This is a genomic window from Wolbachia endosymbiont of Cruorifilaria tuberocauda, from assembly GCF_013365475.1.
Classification (GTDB): Bacteria; Pseudomonadota; Alphaproteobacteria; order Rickettsiales; family Anaplasmataceae; genus Wolbachia.
In genome coordinates this window covers 411,224-432,021 of record NZ_CP046579.1, presented here as the reverse complement: position 1 = coordinate 432,021, position 20,798 = coordinate 411,224, and the positions used below count along the sequence as shown (strand labels likewise).

Annotated in this window: 16 protein-coding genes and 1 pseudogene; 12 read left to right on the top strand and 5 right to left on the bottom strand. The window is 32.7% G+C overall.

Going from position 1 to position 20,798, the window contains the following annotated elements; genetic code table 11:
• The first annotated feature begins 41 nt into the window (after nt 1–41).
• The 6 genes and pseudogenes from GOY13_RS01675 to GOY13_RS03540 all read left to right on the top strand — a co-directional run bounded on the left by GOY13_RS01675 (nt 42) and on the right by GOY13_RS03540 (nt 3,363).
• Nucleotides 42–1,274: a cytochrome b gene (locus tag GOY13_RS01675; protein WP_175814102.1), complete on the top strand. Its 1,233-nt coding sequence runs from the start codon at nt 42–44 to the stop codon at nt 1,272–1,274.
• A complete protein-coding gene (locus GOY13_RS01670; protein ID WP_369800349.1) occupies nt 1,274–2,038 on the top strand; it encodes a cytochrome c1 in 765 nt (254 codons plus the stop codon). The genes GOY13_RS01675 and GOY13_RS01670 overlap by 1 nt, the downstream gene beginning before the upstream one ends.
• A gap of 151 nt (nt 2,039–2,189) precedes the next feature.
• Nucleotides 2,190–2,468 (top strand): hypothetical protein, encoded by a 279-nt coding sequence (locus GOY13_RS03555; RefSeq protein WP_369800348.1) that lies wholly within the window; start codon nt 2,190–2,192, stop codon nt 2,466–2,468.
• Nucleotides 2,447–2,509, top strand: a pseudogene (locus GOY13_RS03550) (hypothetical protein); the annotation flags it as partial. The gene GOY13_RS03555 and the pseudogene GOY13_RS03550, both read left to right, overlap by 22 nt.
• A gap of 27 nt (nt 2,510–2,536) precedes the next feature.
• Nucleotides 2,537–2,905, top strand: a complete 369-nt coding sequence (locus GOY13_RS03545) for a hypothetical protein (RefSeq protein ID WP_369800347.1) — start codon at nt 2,537–2,539, stop codon at nt 2,903–2,905.
• A gap of 311 nt (nt 2,906–3,216) precedes the next feature.
• The gene (locus tag GOY13_RS03540) at nt 3,217–3,363 is read left to right on the top strand and encodes a helicase-related protein (protein ID WP_369800346.1); all 147 of its coding nucleotides are present in this window, start codon (nt 3,217–3,219) and stop codon (nt 3,361–3,363) included.
• Between the two features lie 689 nt (nt 3,364–4,052).
• Here GOY13_RS03540 and GOY13_RS01660 read toward each other — a convergent pair.
• The 4 genes from GOY13_RS01660 to ligA form a co-directional block, all read right to left on the bottom strand.
• Entirely contained in the window at nt 4,053–4,532 is a 480-nt protein-coding gene (locus GOY13_RS01660; RefSeq protein ID WP_175814101.1) for a dihydrofolate reductase, read from the bottom strand.
• Nucleotides 4,529–5,827, bottom strand: a complete 1,299-nt coding sequence (folP, locus tag GOY13_RS01655; protein WP_175814100.1) for a dihydropteroate synthase — start codon at nt 5,825–5,827, stop codon at nt 4,529–4,531. Before folP ends, GOY13_RS01660 begins: the two co-directional genes overlap by 4 nt.
• A 3-nt stretch (nt 5,828–5,830) precedes the next feature.
• Nucleotides 5,831–6,235 (bottom strand): dihydroneopterin aldolase, encoded by a 405-nt coding sequence (locus GOY13_RS01650; protein WP_175814099.1) that lies wholly within the window; start codon nt 6,233–6,235, stop codon nt 5,831–5,833.
• A 788-nt stretch (nt 6,236–7,023) separates the two neighbouring features.
• Entirely contained in the window at nt 7,024–9,063 is a 2,040-nt protein-coding gene (gene ligA / locus GOY13_RS01645; RefSeq protein WP_175814098.1) for an NAD-dependent DNA ligase LigA, read from the bottom strand.
• Between the two features lie 162 nt (nt 9,064–9,225).
• Here ligA and surE point away from each other — a divergent pair, with 162 nt between their 5' ends.
• From surE to GOY13_RS01620, 5 genes are all read left to right on the top strand, one after another.
• Nucleotides 9,226–9,969, top strand: a complete 744-nt coding sequence (surE, locus tag GOY13_RS01640; protein WP_175814097.1) for a 5'/3'-nucleotidase SurE — start codon at nt 9,226–9,228, stop codon at nt 9,967–9,969.
• Nucleotides 9,970–11,450: 1,481 nt separating this feature from the next.
• Nucleotides 11,451–14,111 carry a 2-oxoglutarate dehydrogenase E1 component gene (locus tag GOY13_RS01635; RefSeq protein ID WP_175814096.1) on the top strand — a complete coding sequence of 887 codons (2,661 nt, stop codon included), beginning with the start codon at nt 11,451–11,453 and terminating at the stop codon, nt 14,109–14,111.
• A gap of 1,568 nt (nt 14,112–15,679) precedes the next feature.
• Nucleotides 15,680–17,179: a UbiD family decarboxylase gene (locus tag GOY13_RS01630; RefSeq protein ID WP_175814095.1), complete on the top strand. Its 1,500-nt coding sequence runs from the start codon at nt 15,680–15,682 to the stop codon at nt 17,177–17,179.
• 27 nt (nt 17,180–17,206) lie between these two features.
• Entirely contained in the window at nt 17,207–17,734 is a 528-nt protein-coding gene (locus GOY13_RS01625) for a phospholipase D family nuclease (RefSeq protein WP_175814094.1), read from the top strand.
• Entirely contained in the window at nt 17,734–17,940 is a 207-nt protein-coding gene (locus GOY13_RS01620) for a hypothetical protein (RefSeq protein ID WP_175814093.1), read from the top strand. Before GOY13_RS01625 ends, GOY13_RS01620 begins: the two co-directional genes overlap by 1 nt.
• Before the next feature lie 284 nt (nt 17,941–18,224).
• Here the strand turns inward: GOY13_RS01620 and dnaA are convergent, their stop codons facing one another.
• Nucleotides 18,225–19,607, bottom strand: coding sequence for a chromosomal replication initiator protein DnaA (dnaA, locus tag GOY13_RS01615; RefSeq protein ID WP_175814092.1), 1,383 nt, complete (start codon nt 19,605–19,607; stop codon nt 18,225–18,227).
• Between the two features lie 315 nt (nt 19,608–19,922).
• Here dnaA and GOY13_RS01610 point away from each other — a divergent pair, with 315 nt between their 5' ends.
• A complete protein-coding gene (locus GOY13_RS01610) occupies nt 19,923–20,651 on the top strand; it encodes a type I glutamate--ammonia ligase (protein WP_175814091.1) in 729 nt (242 codons plus the stop codon).
• Nucleotides 20,652–20,798 lie beyond the last annotated feature (147 nt).

Below are 20,798 nucleotides of genomic sequence, written 5' to 3'. Positions count from 1 at the left end.
GATAACAATATGTAAATTAAAGATATACAAAGCTTCAAGCCATGCAGGATGATTCTAAAGAAAGTACAACAATAGAAAAAGAAAAAGGCATACTAGGTTGGGTAGAATATAGGCTACCTATATTCTCTTTTCTAAAACATATTGCTTCTTATCAAGTACCAAAAAATCTAAATTATGCCTGGAACTTCGGCTCTTTAGCTGGTATAGCATTAATTTTGCAAATAATAACAGGTATATTTCTTGCTATGCACTATACTCCTCATATTGATCATGCATTTAATAGTGTAGAACGAATAATGCGTGATGTAAACTATGGATGGCTAATACGTTATACTCACGCTGTTGGAGCTTCACTCTTTTTCATAGTAGTATATATTCATATAATGCGTGGGTTATATTATGGGTCTTATAAAAAACCACGAGAGTTAGTATGGTTTATTGGTATATTTATATTCTTTGTGATGATGGCAACAGCCTTCATGGGCTATGTTCTTCCATGGGGACAAATGAGCTTCTGGGGGGCAACAGTTATAACTAATCTATTTTCAGCCATACCCTTAGTTGGTGATAAAGTAGTTGCATGGCTTTGTGGCGGCTTTTCTGTTAACAATCAAACACTTAATCGCTTTTTTGCTCTTCATTACCTTCTGCCTTTTATTACTATAGCCCTAGCTATTCTACATATCACTGCTCTACATAGGTTTGGTTCTGGTAACCCAAGTGGGGTAGAAGTAAAATCGGATAAAGATACAATCCCTTTTTACCCTTATTACATAGTTAAAGATTGTATAACCTTTGGTCTATTTTTTATAGTTTTATTTATGTTTGTTTTTTATGCTCCAAATTACCTTGGGCATCCTGATAATTATATAGAAGCTGATTCCATGGTTACTCCAGTACATATAGTACCTGAATGGTATTTTCTACCTTTTTATGCAATGTTACGTTCAATTCCAAATAAACTTGTTGGAGTTCTTACCATGTTTGGATCCATTTTAGTATGGTTTCTATTACCATGGCTTGATAAAACAAAAGTTAAAAGTGGTGCCTATCGCCCATCATTTAAGGTTTTTTTCTGGGCCTTTATAGTAAATTTTACATTTCTTGGCTGGCTTGGAGGGCAAGAAATGAAAGAGCCTTATATTGCTCTCAGTAGACTTTCTAGTCTTTACTACTTTTCATACTTTGTAGTAGTCTTACCAATACTTAGTAGGTACGAAAAGCCACAAAAATTGCCAAAAACTATAAGTGACTCTGTACTGGGGATAAAATAGTGCTAGTAAAAAATGTACTTTCTGCACTTTATATACTTTTTTTTGTTCATTTTGTATATGCAGAAGAATTTAAACCATTGCCTAACAAAAAAATGAACTGGAGTTTTAGTGGAATTACTGGATCCTTTAATAGAGAGTCAATCCAGCGTGGCTATAAAGTATATAAAGAAGTTTGTTCTGCTTGTCATTCAATGAATAGGATAGCATTTCGTAATTTGCAAGATATAGGTTTTTCTGAAGAGGATGTAAAACGGATTGCAGCTTCTTATAAAGTTAAAGATGGTTCAAATAATCTAGGTAAAATGTTCGATAGACCTTGCGTACCTTCAGATTATTTTGTTGCACCTTTTGAAACAAAGCAAGAAGCTGCAGCAAGCAATAATGGTGTAGTTCCACCAGATTTATCGTTGATTATAAAAGCAAGGCACGGTGGTGCAAACTATATCTATTCACTCCTAACTGGATATCAGAATTCTGAACAAGATGAGAGTGGTCTATATTTTAATCCATACTTTCCAGTAGGTAAGTTAGCTATGGCACCACCACTTTCTGATGGAATAGTAGAGTATGATAGTGCAAGGCAAGCTACAGTTGAAAACATGGCATATGATGTAGTAAATTTTTTGCAGTGGGCAGCAGAGCCAGAACTAGAGCACAGACACAAGCTTGGATTTAAAGTAGTAGCATATTTCATAATCTTAACAGTATTTTTTATACTAACCAGTAATAAGGTTTGGAGTAAACTTTATAAAAATAAAAAATAGTTTTTAAATACTCACTTTCATATTCATACCTTATCATGTTAGCAGTATATATTAATAATGAAATGTTATGAAAATATAGGAATTATGAAGTTTCAAATTGTTACGCACTTTAAACCAGACAGTGATCAGTCACAGGCAATTGATAGTTTAGTTGCAGGACAATAGTATTAGACAAACAGACCTCATTAGGTATAGCACACAATTCTTTGGATACTTTATTTCTTATTATGATTGTTATCAGCCTGAAGCTTACTTGCCGCAAACTGACACCTATATTGAAAAAGAATCTATAATCAACGAAAGAATTGACATCTATCTTTTAGAGAGCAGGGATACAATTATAGTTGCTAGTGTTTCTTATATATACGGTCTTGGTTCACCTAAAAACTATCAAGTAGTTGGGATAAAATTTATGTCAATGATTTCCTAAGTAATTTAACCAACCTCCAATACAAACGTTCCGATGTTAGATTTGAACGAGGATATTTTAGAGTACATATGGATACTATCAACATTTTCCCAAACAGTGATCACACTACATCACACAAGACTTTATTACGTTCTATCCAGTTGATAAAAAAGGAACTGCATGAATGCTTAGATTATTACTATTCACAAAATAAACTTATTGAAACAAAGCGTCTTGAGCAGCGTACTAATTTCGATACTGAAATGATGGTAACAACCGGAACATGTAAAGGAATTGAAAACTATTCATGTTATTTTCACGGAGTAGAAGCTGGATGTTTTCCACCTACTCTATTTGAATATTTACCTGAAGATGCAATTCTATTTGTCAATGAAAACTATGTTACTTTCCTCAAATCAGCGCAATGTATAGTAGCGATAAGACCACGTAAAAATTAGCTGATTATGGCTTTAGGCTTACTGCTTCCTTTTCCTTTAATAATCGTCCATTAACTCTCGAAGAATGGGAAGCAGCACGTCCACAGACTGTTTCACTTCAGCCATTCCTGGAAAATATGAGCTGAGAAAGACTAATAATGTATTTCATAGAAGTTTATTCGCCAACAGGACTTGCGAGACAATTTGTAGCATAAAGTCAACAGAAAATCAGGTTGGCGATATAATCTACGAAGCATAACTAACAATAAAAATGGATTTTATGTTCCAATCAACAACATTGATAAAAAATGGCTGAAAGGCTCACTGAACATATGAGTGAGTTAAATATGAGGGTAAGTTATTTACATTCAGATATTCGCGCTTCAGAAAGAATTAACGTTACATGCAAATTAAGATCAAAAGAAATAGATGTACTAGTTGGAATTAACTTACTACGTGAAGTTCTTGATATTCCATAGTGTGGTCTAGTTGCAATTTTTGATGCTGATAAAGAATGATTTTTCGATCAGGGACCTTCATTCAAACAATAGGGTGTGCCGCACGCAATGCTGAAGGTAGAGTAATTTTATATGCAGATAATAACTAATTCTTTGAGCTATTCATTAAAGGAAATTGAAAGAAGAAGGAAAGACAACAGGAATACAATATACTACACAATATTACACAAAACTATAATAAAAACTGTATCTAATAGCCTACAAGAGAAAGCAGTGGTTGAGAAAGCATCAATATTAGTAATTCTGATCTAGAAAACTTGAAGAAGCCGATGTTAAAGCATACTGATAACCTGAAGTTTGAAGAAGTAGCAAAAAATAAAGAAATATTATCAAGAGATCAATACATAATACAAGAGAAAAAGCCAGTATACACTTAGCTTTTGACTCATCAATACCAGCAAGATGGAATTAAGATATTATCTTTGATTGTCAAGTAAATGCCATAGCTGCTAAGCTATATCAGCAATTACTTCAGCTTCTTCTTTGATTAGCTTCTCTTTATAGCAATCAGTTTTGTAAATTACTTGTCTTTGTCAAATGGAAAGGATAACACCTTTCCCTAATACCTTTGAAGTATATCTATCAAGATTCCCTTTAATACCTCACCACATTCGAATGTGGTGGTTATAAATTGCTTCAAACGTGCATATTTAGCGTGTTAACCTACATATAGTATAATCTTGAGTTTTTGTAAGAATGGTTTTGCTCCATCCATTAAGAAGCATCAAGTTAAAATATACATCACCTTTACAGGGATTGTGAATTTCTGTTATGATAAAAGTTGAGATTAGGCCATGCCTTAAAAAAAGATGTGCTATCTGTGCTCCGCCAATCATGTAAATTTCAGAATTATTTTTAATTGAAAAAAATTCTTGCATAGAAGAAACAAATGTATATTTTATACCTCCACTAAAGTAAGGATTTAACTTATTCCGAGAAAAAATAATAGGAGTACGATTTTTTAATACACTTTGTGGCATTGTTCCAAATGTTTTTCTTCCCATAACAATTGTTTTCTTATAGGTTGTTTGGTGAAAATGTGATAACTCACTTGGATAGTGCCAAGGCAATCCATTACTCACTCCAATCACTCCATTCGGATCAATAGCCATAATTCCAATAATTATCATTTTTGTAGAACAGCCTGAGCTACAAAGAACTTTACATGATCACGTACATTATGTACCCTAAGGAAATCAACTTTGTTATATAACACAGACGATACAGAGATCGTATCTAAATCTCGATTAAAGACAAGCTCCTTAGAAAAAGAGGAAATAAATGACTTTCTAGAATGACCCACTAGAACCTTGCAACCAAAATTCTGCAACTTTTCTATATTACGTAAAATCCAGATATTCTGATAAAGAGATTTTCCAAAACCAATACCAGGATCAATAATTATTGAGTTTTGATTGAAACCAAGAGCAAGTAACTTGTTAATACTTTTTTCTGTCCACCAATTTATGGTATGGACTGGGTCAGTGTTTCTTGGAATAATATTATCCATGTGTGGTGGCACAGAGAGTGAATGCATAATAATGATGCTACATCCGCTACTTGCAATTACTTTTAAGGTATTATCATCTAGATTTCCTTTTACATCATTTACATAAGAAATATTATAGTGATCCAGAACGTTCAAAATAACATCAGGGTAAAAACTATCAATGCCGATTTTAATATCACCATCTTTCATATAATGACTGAGATTATCAAGCACTGGTTTTAAGAGCTCATATTCTGCCTTGGAAGGTTGTATAAGAGATCCAGGCCTTGTTGATTGAGCACCAAGATCAACTATGCTTGCACCGTCTGATATTAACCTTAGTGCATGCTTAGTTGCTTGATCTGAATTATAATAAAGTCCACCATCTGAAAATGAATCAGGAGTAATGTTAACAATTCCTACAAACTTTGGTGAAAGTATAAAGCTCTTTAAAAAGCAATTCCTAATGTTAGGCTTACTATAAGCAATAGCATCAAACGTCTTATCAATTCCCGGAACATTAGCCATAGGACTAAACATTGCCATCAAATGAAGCAAAAATGGTCTATTCATCAATTCTGGATGAGGAATTGTAAGATATGGTGCATCTAGCACTAGATTATCCCATAATAAAATATCCAAATCAATAATGCGTGGTGCCCACTTTTCATGAACTTGTGGACGACCAATATTGCATTCGATCTGTTTAAGGCATTTTAATAACTTCTCAGGAGAAATATTACAATTTCCATACACAACCATATTGAGGAATGGCTTCTCCCACTCAGATGGAGCACCATTTGGTAAAATAGCCTGAGTTTCTAGAATAATTGAAGATTTTAGATCTTCTAAATAATATTCTTTTAATAACTGAACAGCCTTTTGTAAATTAGAAAGACGATCTCCTAAATTCGAGCCAATAGAAATATAAACCATCAGTTACATTAACTTCTCTGCTCTTTGAAGCAAATTGCAATAAGTAAAGGTAACTCCTCCATGTAAATCTGGTACAGGTGGTGCAACCTTATGAGTAACCACTCTTATAGAAGAAATAATGTGCATTTTCTGTGTTACAAGGTTACTAATAGCTACATATATATCATAAGTAAAATGTTCAATCAAATTAAATTGCTTACTTTGAGCAAGAGATTTGATACTTTGCACTACTTCTAAATAGCAGATAGTGTCTTCAAGACGATCAGTAATAAGCCCTAAAGGAGGGGATTTAAAAGCAAAATCGACATTAATGCTCACTAACTGAGAGTGAAGCTTTTCTTCCAGACTACATCCTAAATGGACCCAAAGACGCAAGTCTTGGATAAAAAGGTTACATAAAGACTTCATACTTAATATACCTTTGATACTTTCTTGCCTTTCTATACATTACTAAAATTTACTAAGCTACTTAAGAAAAATTTTCTCTTTTTCTGAAAATTACCTAACAACATATATTGTGTTTATCTTTCCATAAAGAAAACCAACAATTGAAGTTGTAGTTCCCTTTTTATGAGACACTACAATTTTTCTTGCTCTTCTTTACTTAATTAAAATCTAAAATAAAATTTGCACACTTCCTAGTGTGCTGTTTATCGGCATTTATTGACATAGTACTTTTCTAGACTTTAAATTTCAGATTTAAAAACCTCTGGAGCTTGATGCTCATAAGCATAAAGGGTTAGCCTTATTGTAAAATCTAATTATAGAATATTAAAGCAACCATACAAAGGTCAAAGTATAGAACACCAAAAAGTTGCTATAGTTGTAAACGGCTCTTGTAACCTTGTTCTCCTATCAAGTTAGATAGTGAAACCTCTCACGTTTTTAGGTATTGACATAAAGAGTGTATACCACTTGATATAACGAAGAAATGGATCAACATTGTGATAGTACTCCTTAGTGTAAGTTTGTAGAGCTTTAAGATTTGACTTCTCTTCATTCCATAAATTACAAAACATGTACCTTAGCAAAGGCAAAATCTACCCGATTCTTTATTAAGCGATTGCACAAACACTACAATAACTTCTGTAATCCATATAGAATCACTTTAGTTTATTTTAAAGACTTATTAGATGCCAAGAATTACAAGTACATCTAATTTACATAGGAAACACAGACAATTGCTACTTAAACACTCAAAAATTTATCATTCTGTACCACTGATCTTCGTTTAAAATCTCTATATCTAACTCGACTGCTTTTTTGTATTTGAATCCTGGATCTCCACCTGCAACTAGATAGTCAGTTCTATTAGAAAGTCTCGAGCTTATTTTTGCTCCTAGAGCCTTTGCTCTTACTTTTGCTTCTTTTCTACTCATAGAAAGCAACTTACCAGTAAATACTACAATTTTATTATTTAAAACAGAATCGCTAGAACTAGAGCTTATAGGAAGAATTTGAAGATAGAAAGTCAAATTATTTAGCATATTAATGTTACGTTCCTTTGAAAAAAAAGATTTTAAAGACTCTTCTGCTTTTTTTCCTATGCCATCTATACCTATCAGCTCACTATTAGAAGATTTATCTATTTCTTTCTGTGTATCACTTAAATCTACTTTAGTATCATTCGACAATAGTCTCATCATTGATCTGTACCAGTTATCATAGGAGACATAATAATTTGCGAGCAACCCTGCTGTAACTTGACCAATAAACCTGATACCTAAAGAAAATATAAACCTATCTAGAGGTATCACCTTTTTGGTACTTATAGCATTTAATAAATTAATTAGTGATTTTTTACCCCAACCAGACTGATTTTCTAGATTAAATTCATTTAATCTTTCCTCCAATGCAAAAATATCTGGAATTTGCTTTATTAGGCCAAGTTCATAAAAAAAAATTATCTGCTTTTCACCAAAACCAGTGATATTAAGAGCATCTTTTGATACAAAATGTTTTAGTTTTTCTATTACTTGAGCTTTACATGTAAACTCTTCAGTACATTTTACTGATGCCCCTTCAACCTGTACCTCACTACCACATTCAGGGCATGCTCTAGGAAACATAAATTTAGGTGCATCACCATGACGGGAATCTTTATCTACTCTAGAAATTTGAGGAATTACGTCTCCTGCCCTTTTGACTATGACAATATCTCCTTCTCTTATGTCTTTGCGCTTTATCTCATTTTGGTTATGCAGGCTTGCCTTGCCAACTAGCACTCCACCAATATTGACTGGTACTAAACTTGCAACTGGAGTTAAAATTCCTGTTCTACCTACTTGTATAAATATTTTATTTAATTTTGTCTTTGCATAAACTGCAGAAAATTTATATGCAATCGCAGAACGCGGGGCTTTGTGAGTATTCCCTAGTCGATTCTGTAGTAGCAAATCATTAACTTTATACACTATTCCATCAATACCGTAATCTAAGTTATAGCGAAAATCATAAACGTTGTTATAAAACTTCAGCATTTCATCTAAACTGCTTGTTAGAAATCGATGTTTATTTACACAAAAACCAAGTACCTCAAGCTTTTCCAGTACTTCACTTTGGCTTTTTTCTGCTCCACCAATCAAGGAGTAAGCAAAATATTTAAGCGGTCTACTTGCTGTAACCCTTACATCTAACTGCTTCAGAGAACCAGCAGCTGCATTACGAGGATTGGAAAACTTGTCATTTTCATTTAGCTTCAAAAAATCACTGTTACTAATGTATATTTCACCCCTTACTTCTAACCTGCCTTCCACTCCTTGTAAAAATTTGGGGATGCTTTTTATTGTTGCAACATTGTGAGTAACATCTTCTCCTACAAAGCCGTTACCTCGAGTTGCAGCTCTAACAAACTCTCCATCTTCATATACTGCAGAAAATGATAGCCCATCGATCTTTGGTTCACATAATATTTTTACTTCATTCTCAATTAAAAACTTCTTTATTTTAGATAAGAATTTTTCTACACCTTGTTTATCATAAACATTTTCTAGAGAAAGCATAGGTTCTATATGCTCTATCTTAGAAAACCTTTCATCAGGTGCAGCACCAACACCGTTATGTATTGCATAAACTTCTGGAAGAAGTATTTCTATTTCAGCTACCTTTCGCTTTAGCTCATCATATTCAGCATCAGTGATTTCTGGCATATTTTTTTGATGATATAAAACATCATGATAACTCAATTGCGTTTGCAATTTGGTAAGTTCTTGCACCAAATTTTCCAAACTAGCCATGTTCAAACCACTCTTAATTATCAAATCAATACACAATAGAGATAAAGTACTAAAAAATCAAGAGAAACTACAGACAGTTAAAAGCAGGCCAGATAGTTAGATTTATTTGCAACAAGTGATTAGAATCACTTATCATAGCTTTTGGGTTATATAAAATTTTATATGATTATATTAATAACAAATGATGATGGCTTTGAAAGCGAAGGAATAAAATTACTCAAAGAAATTGCACAAAACTTTGCGTCAGAAATATGGGTAGTAGCTCCAGATACTGATAGGAGTGGAGCAGCAAGGTCACTTGATTATCGAATCAGGCAATCTATTAAAATAAATCAACATGGTAAAAGGGAGTTCAGTGTATCTGGTACGCCTGCAGATTGTATTATCATCGCACTAAATAAGATCATGAATAAAAAGCCAAATTTAGTATTATCAGGAGTAAATATTGGATCAAATGTTGGAGATGACGTTTGTTATTCAGGAACAATCGGTGCAGTAATGGAAAGTGCTGCAAGATTTATACCTTCTATCGCATTAAGTCAAGTATATCATAATGAAATAAACTGGCACAACACAAAGGTCTTTGCGCCAAAAATTACTGCCAAATTAGTTGAGGTTGGTTGGCCTAAAAATATAGCAATGAGTGTAAATTTTCCTGCTACAAAAAAAGTGAAAGGTGTAGAATTTACTGAACAAGGTGAATATAATCTTGATAGAGATTTAACTTTTACTGAAAATTTAGATGGCTCTTTAAGTTTAGGATGGTCTAGAAAGCATTCAGGTAGTGGTAGTGTAGGCAAAACCAGGGATGGGTTTATTACTATAACACCAATAAAATTGGATTTTACAGATTATGATACATTAAATGTTATGAAAAATTCTTATGCAAGTAAGTTTTTCCCATAGTTAATTAAAGAAAACATTTGCTAATCTTTAAGCACTAGATATAGTGTATGGATATTAGTTATAATAGCTTCTTACTTTTTATCTCTTTAGCTGCAAGTAAAGTTATACTCTCTAGTATTGGTTAGATGTGCAACTTGGAAAACTGCTAATTTCCTATTACAAAAACAAGATTAAAACATTAGTAAGTTTCACTGGTTCTCCTATCACGAAAATAAAAGTATTTATTTTTTACATGCTAAGGTTGCATGAATAATAAAAGCACATGACATTAACACTATATTCTTGTTAAAATCTAAGATTTTCCTATATGAATAGGGGGCACACCTGAAGTGCTTTGAGAGAGAGTAAAATGCCAGTTTACATGCTTAAAAAGCATACACCAGTTATTACAGGTTTTCTTTTGCCTTACTTTATATTTTAAAATTCAATATCACGTCATGTTGTAATTACAAGATTGAACATTACTAAACTAATAAGATACTGTCTTGGAAACTCTATAAATATCATTCTGGTGTTTACATGAAATCATCACAAGTAACTCTCTGAAGAGATCTGCAAGTTTATTTGCATATTGTTAACATTACATTTATTGCAAATAGTCTCAGAAACATAAGAATAAGGTTATTCTTAGTTCTTCACAATAAAGAGGTATTTAAGAAGTCACAAAACTAGCTAATGAAAATTCAGATAAATCAGATTATATCGAGATTCAAAGTTTTACTTACATACCCACAAAGGGAAATTTAATATTTCTAAAAAGGATTTTTCAGATTTAAGAGCAGAAATAAGATACATATCTAACAACAATCGTTTATCCTATATATAGAATGAGCTATAACATAGCATGATTCTCTACTCACATTATGATTATTTGCTCTACAGTAAAGATGGTAGGAGATCAAAAATCTATTTCTAGGTTACTTCACTTAAGAGGGTAATAAAGCTATCACTTCGATACCAATCAAGGTTAACGTTAATTATGTCCTGCAGAGATATAGTATTAATCTGTAACTGTCTTTCTTTAAAATTTAGTGCTAGCTGCTAGAATGAAGATTTATGAATGATAATGGTAATTTAATAGAATCTTTCCTTTTTGAAGAACAGCAAAGTTAAAGTATACTATCATAGGTGTTGTCCAGAAACTATTCAAACAGTTGAGCAATAGGAGATATAGCTTATTGCTATTTTGTACCATGTCATTACCTGTGTATGTACCCTTCTTGACATTTTATAGCAACAAGTAACTTATATAGTTTTCACATATCTTCCAATCACCGTAGCAACAAAGACATATTTCACATAGAAAAAAGAACCTTCTCTTGAGTTTGTCAGAGTTTTTCTTGGAAAAAACTGTCTAACTAAATATTGAAGATAACTCTCAAGAAATCAATAATGCACTGACTTAATTCAAGATGTCAAAAAAGTTCTTTTTCAGGAAACTTAAGTTATACTTATAAGTACTTGATATCTTTTGTATAGCTATGCCAAATTTTGAAAATAACTCCTACCTTTATGGTGATAATGTAGAATTCTTGGAGGAAATGTATAGACGTTACTTGCAAGGGGATAAATCAATCGGAGAAGATTGGCACAGAATTTTCTCAATCAATTTAGAAGTTAATAAAGTCTGGAGTGCTCAGAACACAACTAAGACAAATGACTCAATTTTTAGCTTATTAAATTTTTTTAGGTCTTACGGTCATTTTTTTTCTGATCTCAATCCGCTATCACCAAACGTGAATAAGGAAATAGATTATCAAAAATATTCAAATTTCTTCCCAATACATGATACTGAATTATATAAAAATATTTACTGTAAGAATATGGGCTTTGAATTTATGCATATTTCCTCTTACAATGAGAGAATGTGGTTACAGGAGAAGATTGAAAATCAGGTTTATGTGCTGAGCTCACAGGATAAAAAGGAAATACTGAAACACTTGATTGAATCTGAGATGTTTGAGCAGTTTCTCCATACTAAGTTTCCTGGATATAAGCGTTTCTCTATTGAAGGGGGAGAATCAGCTATTGTCGCAATTGAAAAAATCATTGGTAGTTCTGTAGATCTTGGGATCAAAGAAGTAGTTTTGGGTATGGCACATCGCGGGAGGCTTAATGTTCTAACTAAAGTTATGGGGAAAGAGTATACAGCAATATTATCTGAATTTCAAGGAAACCTTGCATATCCAAATAATCTTGAGGTATCTGGCGACGTCAAATACCATCTTGGTTATTCATCTGATCGAACACTTACTAATGGAAAAAGAATACATTTAAGTTTATGCTATAATCCATCTCATCTTGAAGCAATAAATCCAGTTTTAGCTGGGAGAGTGAAAGCTAAACAGAAAACAAGGTCTGCACTTGGAGTATTAGTTCATGGTGATTCAGCCTTCGTAGGTCAAGGAGTAGTTGCTGAAACTTTAACCTTAAGCAATATTAAAGGCTATAAAGTAGATGGTATCATACATATTATCATTAATAACCAAGTTGGCTTTACTGCCAACCCATGTTGCACACGTTCATCTTTTTATTGCACTGACATAATAAAATCAATAGAAGCTCCAGTATTTCACGTGAATGGAGATAACCCAGAAGCTGTAAATTTTGTTGCAAGTTTAGCAGTAGAATATAGACAGAAGTTTAAAAGAGATGTAGTGATTGATATAATATGCTACCGAAGACATGGCCACAATGAAGGTGATGAACCAAATTTTACTCAACCGCTTATGTACAAGATAATATCAAAGCATAAAACCCCTGGAATTCTATATGAAGAAAAGTTAATTAAAGAAGAGGTGCTAAGCAGTAATGAGGTAAACAAACTACGCAGTGAATTTAGAGCAAAGTTAGATAAAAGTCTCACTGAATCAGCAAGATACATTTCAAAAAAAGCTGACTGGTTCTGTGGAGAATGGTCAAAACTTAGGAGAGCAAAACTGAATGATTTGAATGAATACTACACAGATTCTGGAGTATCATCAGATAAGCTAAAAAAATTAGGTATTCACATAAATAGTAATATACCAAATAGCTTCAACATTAATAATAAAGTCAGAAAAATACTAGATATCAGAATAGACAATATAAATTCTGGCAGTAATATAGACTGGGCAATGGCTGAAAGCCTTGCATTTGCGTCACTACTTACAGAAGGAATAGAAGTGCGCTTGTCAGGTCAAGATTCTGGCCGAGGAACTTTCTCTCACCGTCATTCAAAGCTTATTGACCAAGTAACAGAAGAAGTGTTTACTCCACTGAATAATATAAATGAAGAACAAGCCTACTTTGAAGTTATAGATAGTGCCCTATCAGAGTATGCTGTAATGGGCTTCGAATATGGGTATAGCCTTGATTCTCCATATTCACTTGTGCTTTGGGAAGGGCAGTTTGGTGATTTTGCAAATGGCGCACAAATTATAATCGATCAGTTCATTGCATCAGCAGAAACAAAGTGGTTGAGATCTAGTGGTATAGTTTTACTTTTACCTCATGGTTATGAAGGACAAGGACCTGAGCATAGCTCAGCACGTATAGAAAGATTTTTACAACTTTGTGCAGAGGATAATATGCAAGTAGTTAATTGCTCTACTCCTGCAAATTACTTTCATGTTCTTCGTAGGCAAATCCATCGAAACTTCCGTAAGCCTTTAGTAGTGTTCACACACAAATCGCTATTACGTCACAAAAGAGCAGTTTCTAATCTACCAGATTTTGAAGGGAAGTTCCTTATGGTAACTCCAGAATGCAGAGCAGGCTTAGTTTCAGATAATAAAATACGCAAAGTTATAATATGCAGCGGTAAGATTTATTATGACATAATTGAAGTATGTGAAGTACAAAAAGTAAACGATATAGCAATAATACGGTTAGAGCAATTTTATCCATTCCCTTTTAACAAATTGAGTAAAGAACTTGAGAAATACAAAAATGCTGAAATTGTATGGTGTCAAGAAGAGCCAAAAAATATGGGAGGATGGTTTTTCGTTAACCCATTGATAGAGGAAGTATTGCTTAATCTTAATATTCAAGCAAAAAGGCCTAAGTGTATCGCAAGACCTGCTGCTGCATCTTCAGCATGCGGTTATGCTAGTATACACGCACAGCAACAAAAGGAGCTTTTAAAGCAAACCATGAAGTAGTTTTTCTACTTAAAAAGCTCTAAGTTAAGAAATTGAATTAAATTTCAATTCCATAACATAGAAGAAATGCTTTTCATACTACTACCGTAATTAGTAATAGAAACATTCAAACAATCTATACTAAGCTACACTTATACATCAAAAACCAAAAGCTTGCAGTGACCACTTTTTTCTACTTATATAAGTTTCAATGAGGGGTGGGAAACTATCTCCACTTAATGTTTCCTAACTTCTCATTTAAAAAAAATGAAACACGGTTTATAAGCAAGTTATATTTTGTATATATGAAGCTAACTAATATTTGCTTACTTATGCCAATCTGTACCATCATAAGTCATGAGCAACTTTAAAAAGGAATTCTTTTTTTAGTAAAGATATAACTTATATTTTCCAGAAATTTTATTCCTTCTGTAAATGTATGTTCTTGTACAGCAAAGTTAAAGTATTTGCTTAAGAAGGCTTCAAACATACTTGTAAATACTATAGTGATTAAGGTTCATTGCACTACCCTAGATAGTATTAAAACTACTTCTGTGCATTTTTTACTAAACTTACATTTATTTATTTTTCAAACATGAGAAAATTTCTATAGAAAATAGTAGCTAGCTTAGCCATAACTCAACTCGTCTGCTTTCTTAAGTGCAATAAGTCAATTGCTCCTAAAACAGGATTATCATCAATTATAAAAAGGCGTACCACTATTTTCCATTCTTACTAAATAAGCTTACATAGCAAAATTAAGATATTCCCCCTTTACTTACAAAAAATAGACGGCTAAAGCACTTGTGTTCTTTTTAAGAAATTATTCTAAGTATCAAGTATTCTGAAGATATATTAATCTCGTCATTAATAAACTGTTTTTGATATTGTCATTTATTGCTTTATTTATATTATGTATAAAAGTTCAACTTTAGTTAAATTACCAAGCAGTAGAGTTGATTCTTCTTGGAGATTTTTATAGATTAAAAAATCTTTAACTGTTTAGTTATCTATCTTCTTTGGAATCATTGTTCATGATTTGGTTGCGATGTTGTGAGCAAACTGCTTATTATTTATCAACTTGTTACTTGAGATATAAAAACTAACAAAAACTACATTTCATATATATCCTACTTTAAAGGATTCGCAATATAAGATTTTTAGTATACCTTTCGTTTATATAGAAAGAAGCACTTAAGTAAAGCTAAGGTAGTAGATGAAGGTGATAGACATTTTAAAAAGCACGTTTTAACGTTCAAATGCAGTTAGAGAAAATTAAATGGAGTTACATATAGAGTTGCCAACATCATGTAGTATAAAAGCTCAGCAAGAGGTCTAGTGTCCAGCATAACCTTGCCCTTGACCAAAAAAGATATATGCAAGGATTCCCTGAGACATCGGTCTAGACAAAACCTTATAGTAATAAAGAAATTTGTTGAGCCTTTTAAGAAGGGAAGTAGTATGTAGATAAGAATGAAATTAAAGAAGAAAGTTATTCTTTGTATTAATCATATAAGTTTAATTTTAAAATTAATTTTTGTAAAGGCATAATAGATTGTGTAATTACACTAGAAGATTTACTTTAAACTATGTACAACAACCTACGTGACTTCATTAAAGTCTTAGAAAGGAAAAGGGATCTAATTAGAGTCAAGAAAGAGGTTTCAACAGTTCTCGAAATGACAGAAATTCACCGTAGAGTTTTATTAAATAAAGGACCAGCTATTATTTTTGAAAATGTCATTACAGAAAATGGTAAAAATACAATTCCTGTTCTAGTGAACTTGTTTGGTACCATCGATAGGATAGCTTTAGGGCTGAATATAAACCCTGATAAGCTAAGAGACCTTGGCAAATTTTTAGCACTTTTACAATCTCCTGAGCCACCAAAAAACTTCACTGATGCTATAAAAATGTTCCCTTTGTTAAGAGCTGTATTATCAATGCGAAGTAAAATTATAGGTAAAGCTCCATGCCAAGAAGTAGTACTGACTGAAGATGAAGTAGACCTTAGGCTGTTACCTATCCAGACATGTTGGCCAAATGAACCTGCCCCGCTTATTACTTGGCCAATTGTGGTAACAAAAGGACCTACAGGAAATAGACAGGATAATTTCAACCTTGGCATATATCGTATGCAAGTCATAGATAAAAAAACAACTTTGATGCGCTGGCTTGCCCACCGTGGAGGAGCAATGCACTATAAACGATGGAAAGAAGAGAGACAAAATATGAAATTTCCTGCTGCTGCTGTGATAGGCAATGATCCTGCAACACTTATTGCTGCTGTAGTTTCAGTGCCAGAGGCTTTATCAGAATACCAATTTGCTGGGCTGCTAAGGAAAAAGCCGCTAGAGCTTGTAAACTGTAAAACAATACCACTTCAAGTACCAGCCCATGCAGAAATTGTTTTAGAAGGCTATGTGAGTTTGGATAAATATCAAGATGAAGGACCATACGGAGACCACACAGGTTACTATAATTCTGTCGAGCAATTTCCTGAATTTAATGTTACTGCAATTACAATGCGCAAAAATCCAATCTACTTCAGTACCTTTACTGGTAAGCCACCAGATGAACCATCAATTCTTGGTGAGGCACTGAACGAAATATTCGTGCCAATTCTTATTAGTCGATTCCCGGAAATAGCAGACTTTTATTTGCCCCCAGAGGGGTGTTCCTACAGAATAGCAGTAGTATCAATTAAAAAATCTTATCCTGGTCATGCAAAAAGAATTGTCATGGGTATACTTTCATTTCTGAAACAGTTTCTATATACAAAATTTATTATAGTTGTTGACGATGATATAAATATACGTGATTGGAAAGAGGTAACATGGGCAATATCAACAAGGATGGATCCTGCACGGGATACTATCATGATAAAGAACACACCAATTGATTATTTAGATTTCGCCTCTCCTGAAAGTGGATTAGGAAGCAAAATAGGGTTTGATGCAACAAACAAGATCCCACCAGAAACCAAACGAGAGTGGGGAAGGAAAATTGAAATGAGTGAGAAAATAGTAAGAAAAGTTACGGAGCAGTGGAAGGAATACGGATTAACAGATAATTTTATTAAAACATGATATAGTTCTGTATTTTAGATATAATTTGTGAAATTTTTATATCTTTTATTTTTATTAGTATGTTTTTCTCTATATTACTATGTAGGTTATATATTTTCTCCTTGCCCAAGGGCTACGGTTTGCTTCTCACCTGAAGAAGACTGTACTGTACCAGTAATCAGCGAAATAAATAAATCTAAAGAATCTATTTCAGTTCAAGAATATACATTTACTCTTGAAACAGTTGCAGATGCCTTGATTAAGGCTAAAAAGCGTGGAGTTAATGTTAAAGTCATCCTAGATAAATCGCAGCTCCACTTAAAATATAGTGTAATAAATAAATTATTTGCAAATGAGATACCAGTTTGGATTGATAATAAGCCTAAAATTGCCCATAATAAAGTAATTATCATTGATAATGAAATAGTCATTACAGGGTCATTCAACCTTACTAGTACTGCTAAGAAAGGCAATGCCGAAAACTTATTAATTATCAGAGACTATCCTGAATTAGTTCAGCAATATGTGAAGAACTGGGAAATACGTAAGTTGCAGTCTTATAAATACGTTTCTTAATGTTCTTGCTAAAAAGCAGAGCTTTTCAAGCTGATTCGGTTACTGTATGGCAAAATAAGTTAGGAATGAGATATAGAACTGCAGTAGCCCTAGCAAGGAGACAAAGATTCATTCTCATAGTAATACTGGACAAGGATATATTTATTTCAACAGGCAAGAATCCTATAAAACAAAGGAATGCTAGAAAATTAAGTCTTCAAAACTAGTAGAAGAACTATGTAGCTAAGAGCAACACCCATAATTTGCTTTTTTAGTTCTATACAATTAACTATCACTAGCATCATATCTACTTATGCAATCTTATATAATAATTGATACATTAATTTATAGATTTTTCTCTTTCTATCTCATGGGTGAGAAGGCTCAAAGTTTTATCTATTTTTCACTAAAACTTTAGGTTCTTAATAAAAACTATTTCCTTCTCTTACCAGTATACTTTTCCAATTTTATTAGCATGATACTAAGTCTATATATAATATAATTAAAAAAACTACTTAAACATCTTTTTTAACTGATTAATCTCATCTGCAAAATTTGAGTCTGTTTTTATGAAATTTTCTATCTGTTTTACTGCATGTATAACAGTAGCATGATCTCTGCCACCAAAGCTTCTTCCGATATCCAGAAGGCTTTTTTGTGTAAACTTTTTAGCAAAATACATAGCCACTTGCCTTGGCCTTACAAGGCCTCGAAGTCTTCTATTGGAATGCATATCTGCAATCCTTATATTAAAAAATTCTGCTATTTTTCTCTGTATTTCTGCTATTGTAATTGGCTTATGATTTGATCTAAGAAGATCTGCTAGAGTTTCGCTTGCTGATTCTACTGTCATACTTCTTCCAATTAATGAAGTATGAGCAACTTTATTTAAGGCTCCCTCTAATTCTCTTATATTAGATTTTATGTTTCTCGCCAAAAATTCTAGAACATCATCAGGAATATACATATTCATTTGTTCTACTTTAGCATGTAATATACCAAGTCTCAGCTCAAAAGTCGTTTCATTAATATCTGCTACTAGTCCCCACCCAAGTCTGGATTTTATTCTTTCTTCTACTCCATCAAGATCACTAGGAGACCTATCAGCAGATATAACTAATTGCTTATTTTGGTCTATCAATGCATTAAAAGTATGAAAAAACTCTTCTTGTGTACTATCTTTACCACTAATAAATTGCACATCATCTATCATTAATACATCTACTGATCTAAATTGCTCTTTAAATAGCATGATATCTTTACTTCTTAGTGCCGTAACATATTGATACATAAATTTTTCTGCCGATAAATATGCTACTTTTCTTTTTGTTAGAGGAGAATTAGCTATATGCCAAGCTATAGCATGCATCAGGTGTGTTTTACCAAGACCTACTCCACCATATAGAAAAAGAGGGTTACTACCAGATATTGGATCAACAGATTCTGCAACACGTTTTGCAGCTGTAAATGCTAGTTCATTTGGCTTTCCTATTACAAAATTATCAAAAGTGAATCTCGGATCCAGCGGTGAACCAAGACTGTGACTATTTTCCTCTTTGCTCTTCGCTAGAGTATTAAGAGTTAAATTCTTTTCCTTTGTTACTTGAATATCAATAGAACGTATATTTTTGTCCTCACTTTGCCATAACGATAATATCTTCTCCATGTAATGAACTGTGACCCATTCTTTTATGAATCTTGTTGGTGCAGACAACAAAACTTCTTTATTGTTGCTACTAATAAATCTAAGTGAACTTAGCCAACTATTATATATTGCCTCTCCATAAAGATCATGGAGATAACTCTGAATTTTCTCCCAAGCAACGTTGTGATCCATCACAGTAATAATTTGGTCAAAAAACATAGCAGAAATTTTAGGCTTAATTAAGCTCATACACTACACTAAGAAATAAGAAAAAAGCAATAATTAGAAAGAACAAAAGCTAATCAATAGCTTGCTGCAAAGTAAAAAGCTAAACCATTCAATACATACTAAAAATTATGGTGATTTTTGATGAGTTGTAAAGGGCATAAAATCACTAAAACTGATCATTTTCCTTCCAACAAATGAACCTTGATTTACTTTAAAAGTAGTGATATAAAGAAATAGTAATGACTACGTATAAATAAAATATCAAATTTGTTAGCAAGAAATTAAATTAATCATATTAATATAATTAATTTAATATAAATTTACTGGAACAAATTTATGAATATACCAAGCAATTTAAATTATTATATCCAGTTTGGTATTGAGTTAGAGTTTTATATCGAAGGGATAGAAAAAGAATGTTTATTCTTTAGTAACGCTAAAGCTGAAATAGCTCCACTTGGATTTTTCTGTGAAAAAGAGAGCGCTATACACCAATATGAAATAAAAAGTAGTTGTTACAAAAATTTTTATATCTTGGTTGAACATTTCAAGTTGGCAAAAATACTTATATCTGAAACAGCACAGAAACTCGGTGGTAATGCTTCCTTTAAAGCAAAACCATACTTAGAGAGAGCAGGAAGTGCATTAAATGTGCATGTTAATTTATTTGATTTATACAACAGTAATTTGTTTTATTGTAGCGGACAAAAGTACAGTGATTTCCTGATTCATAGTATTGGTGGATTGTGCGCTACGATGAAGAAAGATATGTTATTCTTTGCTCCTAACGAGGATTCATATCTTAGGTTCCAATACCCAGATATTCACACCCCAACTACAGTTAGTTGGGGTGTGAATAATAGAACTGCTGCAATCAGGATTTTAAGTAGAAGCAGCAAATGCCGTCTAGAACACAGAGTACCTGGAGCAGATTGTAACCTTGAAAAAGTGCTCATAGCCATAATCGAAGGCATCACTTCCGGTATAGAGAACAAAACTATACCACCAAATAGGGTGTATGGAGTTGCATCCGACCCTCAATACAAAATGGAGAATCTAATATAAACTCTTAATATTAGCTTTTTTGCTAATCATATTCACTATCATTCAGTATTGCTCAGTAAAGTAGCTGATTAAATCACATTCCTTAAATTGATTATATGCACACAGTCTACCATGCTATTTGCCACTTTCTTCTTCTCTTCATAGTTA

What these genes read in the sequence shown, in the direction of transcription:
- GOY13_RS01675 (WP_175814102.1), top strand. Translation starts at nt 42, where the DNA reads ATGCAGGATGATTCTAAAGAAAGTACAACAATAGAAAAAGAAAAAGGC.
- GOY13_RS03545 (WP_369800347.1), top strand. Translation starts at nt 2,537, where the DNA reads ATGGATACTATCAACATTTTCCCAAACAGTGATCACACTACATCACAC.
- GOY13_RS03540 (WP_369800346.1), top strand. Translation starts at nt 3,217, where the DNA reads ATGAGTGAGTTAAATATGAGGGTAAGTTATTTACATTCAGATATTCGC.
- GOY13_RS01660 (WP_175814101.1), bottom strand. Translation starts at nt 4,532, where the DNA reads ATGATAATTATTGGAATTATGGCTATTGATCCGAATGGAGTGATTGGA.
- folP (WP_175814100.1), bottom strand. Translation starts at nt 5,827, where the DNA reads ATGGTTTATATTTCTATTGGCTCGAATTTAGGAGATCGTCTTTCTAAT.
- GOY13_RS01650 (WP_175814099.1), bottom strand. Translation starts at nt 6,235, where the DNA reads ATGAAGTCTTTATGTAACCTTTTTATCCAAGACTTGCGTCTTTGGGTC.
- ligA (WP_175814098.1), bottom strand. Translation starts at nt 9,063, where the DNA reads ATGGCTAGTTTGGAAAATTTGGTGCAAGAACTTACCAAATTGCAAACG.
- surE (WP_175814097.1), top strand. Translation starts at nt 9,226, where the DNA reads ATGATTATATTAATAACAAATGATGATGGCTTTGAAAGCGAAGGAATA.
- GOY13_RS01635 (WP_175814096.1), top strand. Translation starts at nt 11,451, where the DNA reads ATGCCAAATTTTGAAAATAACTCCTACCTTTATGGTGATAATGTAGAA.
- GOY13_RS01630 (WP_175814095.1), top strand. Translation starts at nt 15,680, where the DNA reads ATGTACAACAACCTACGTGACTTCATTAAAGTCTTAGAAAGGAAAAGG.
- GOY13_RS01620 (WP_175814093.1), top strand. Translation starts at nt 17,734, where the DNA reads ATGTTCTTGCTAAAAAGCAGAGCTTTTCAAGCTGATTCGGTTACTGTA.
- dnaA (WP_175814092.1), bottom strand. Translation starts at nt 19,607, where the DNA reads ATGAGCTTAATTAAGCCTAAAATTTCTGCTATGTTTTTTGACCAAATT.
- GOY13_RS01610 (WP_175814091.1), top strand. Translation starts at nt 19,923, where the DNA reads ATGAATATACCAAGCAATTTAAATTATTATATCCAGTTTGGTATTGAG.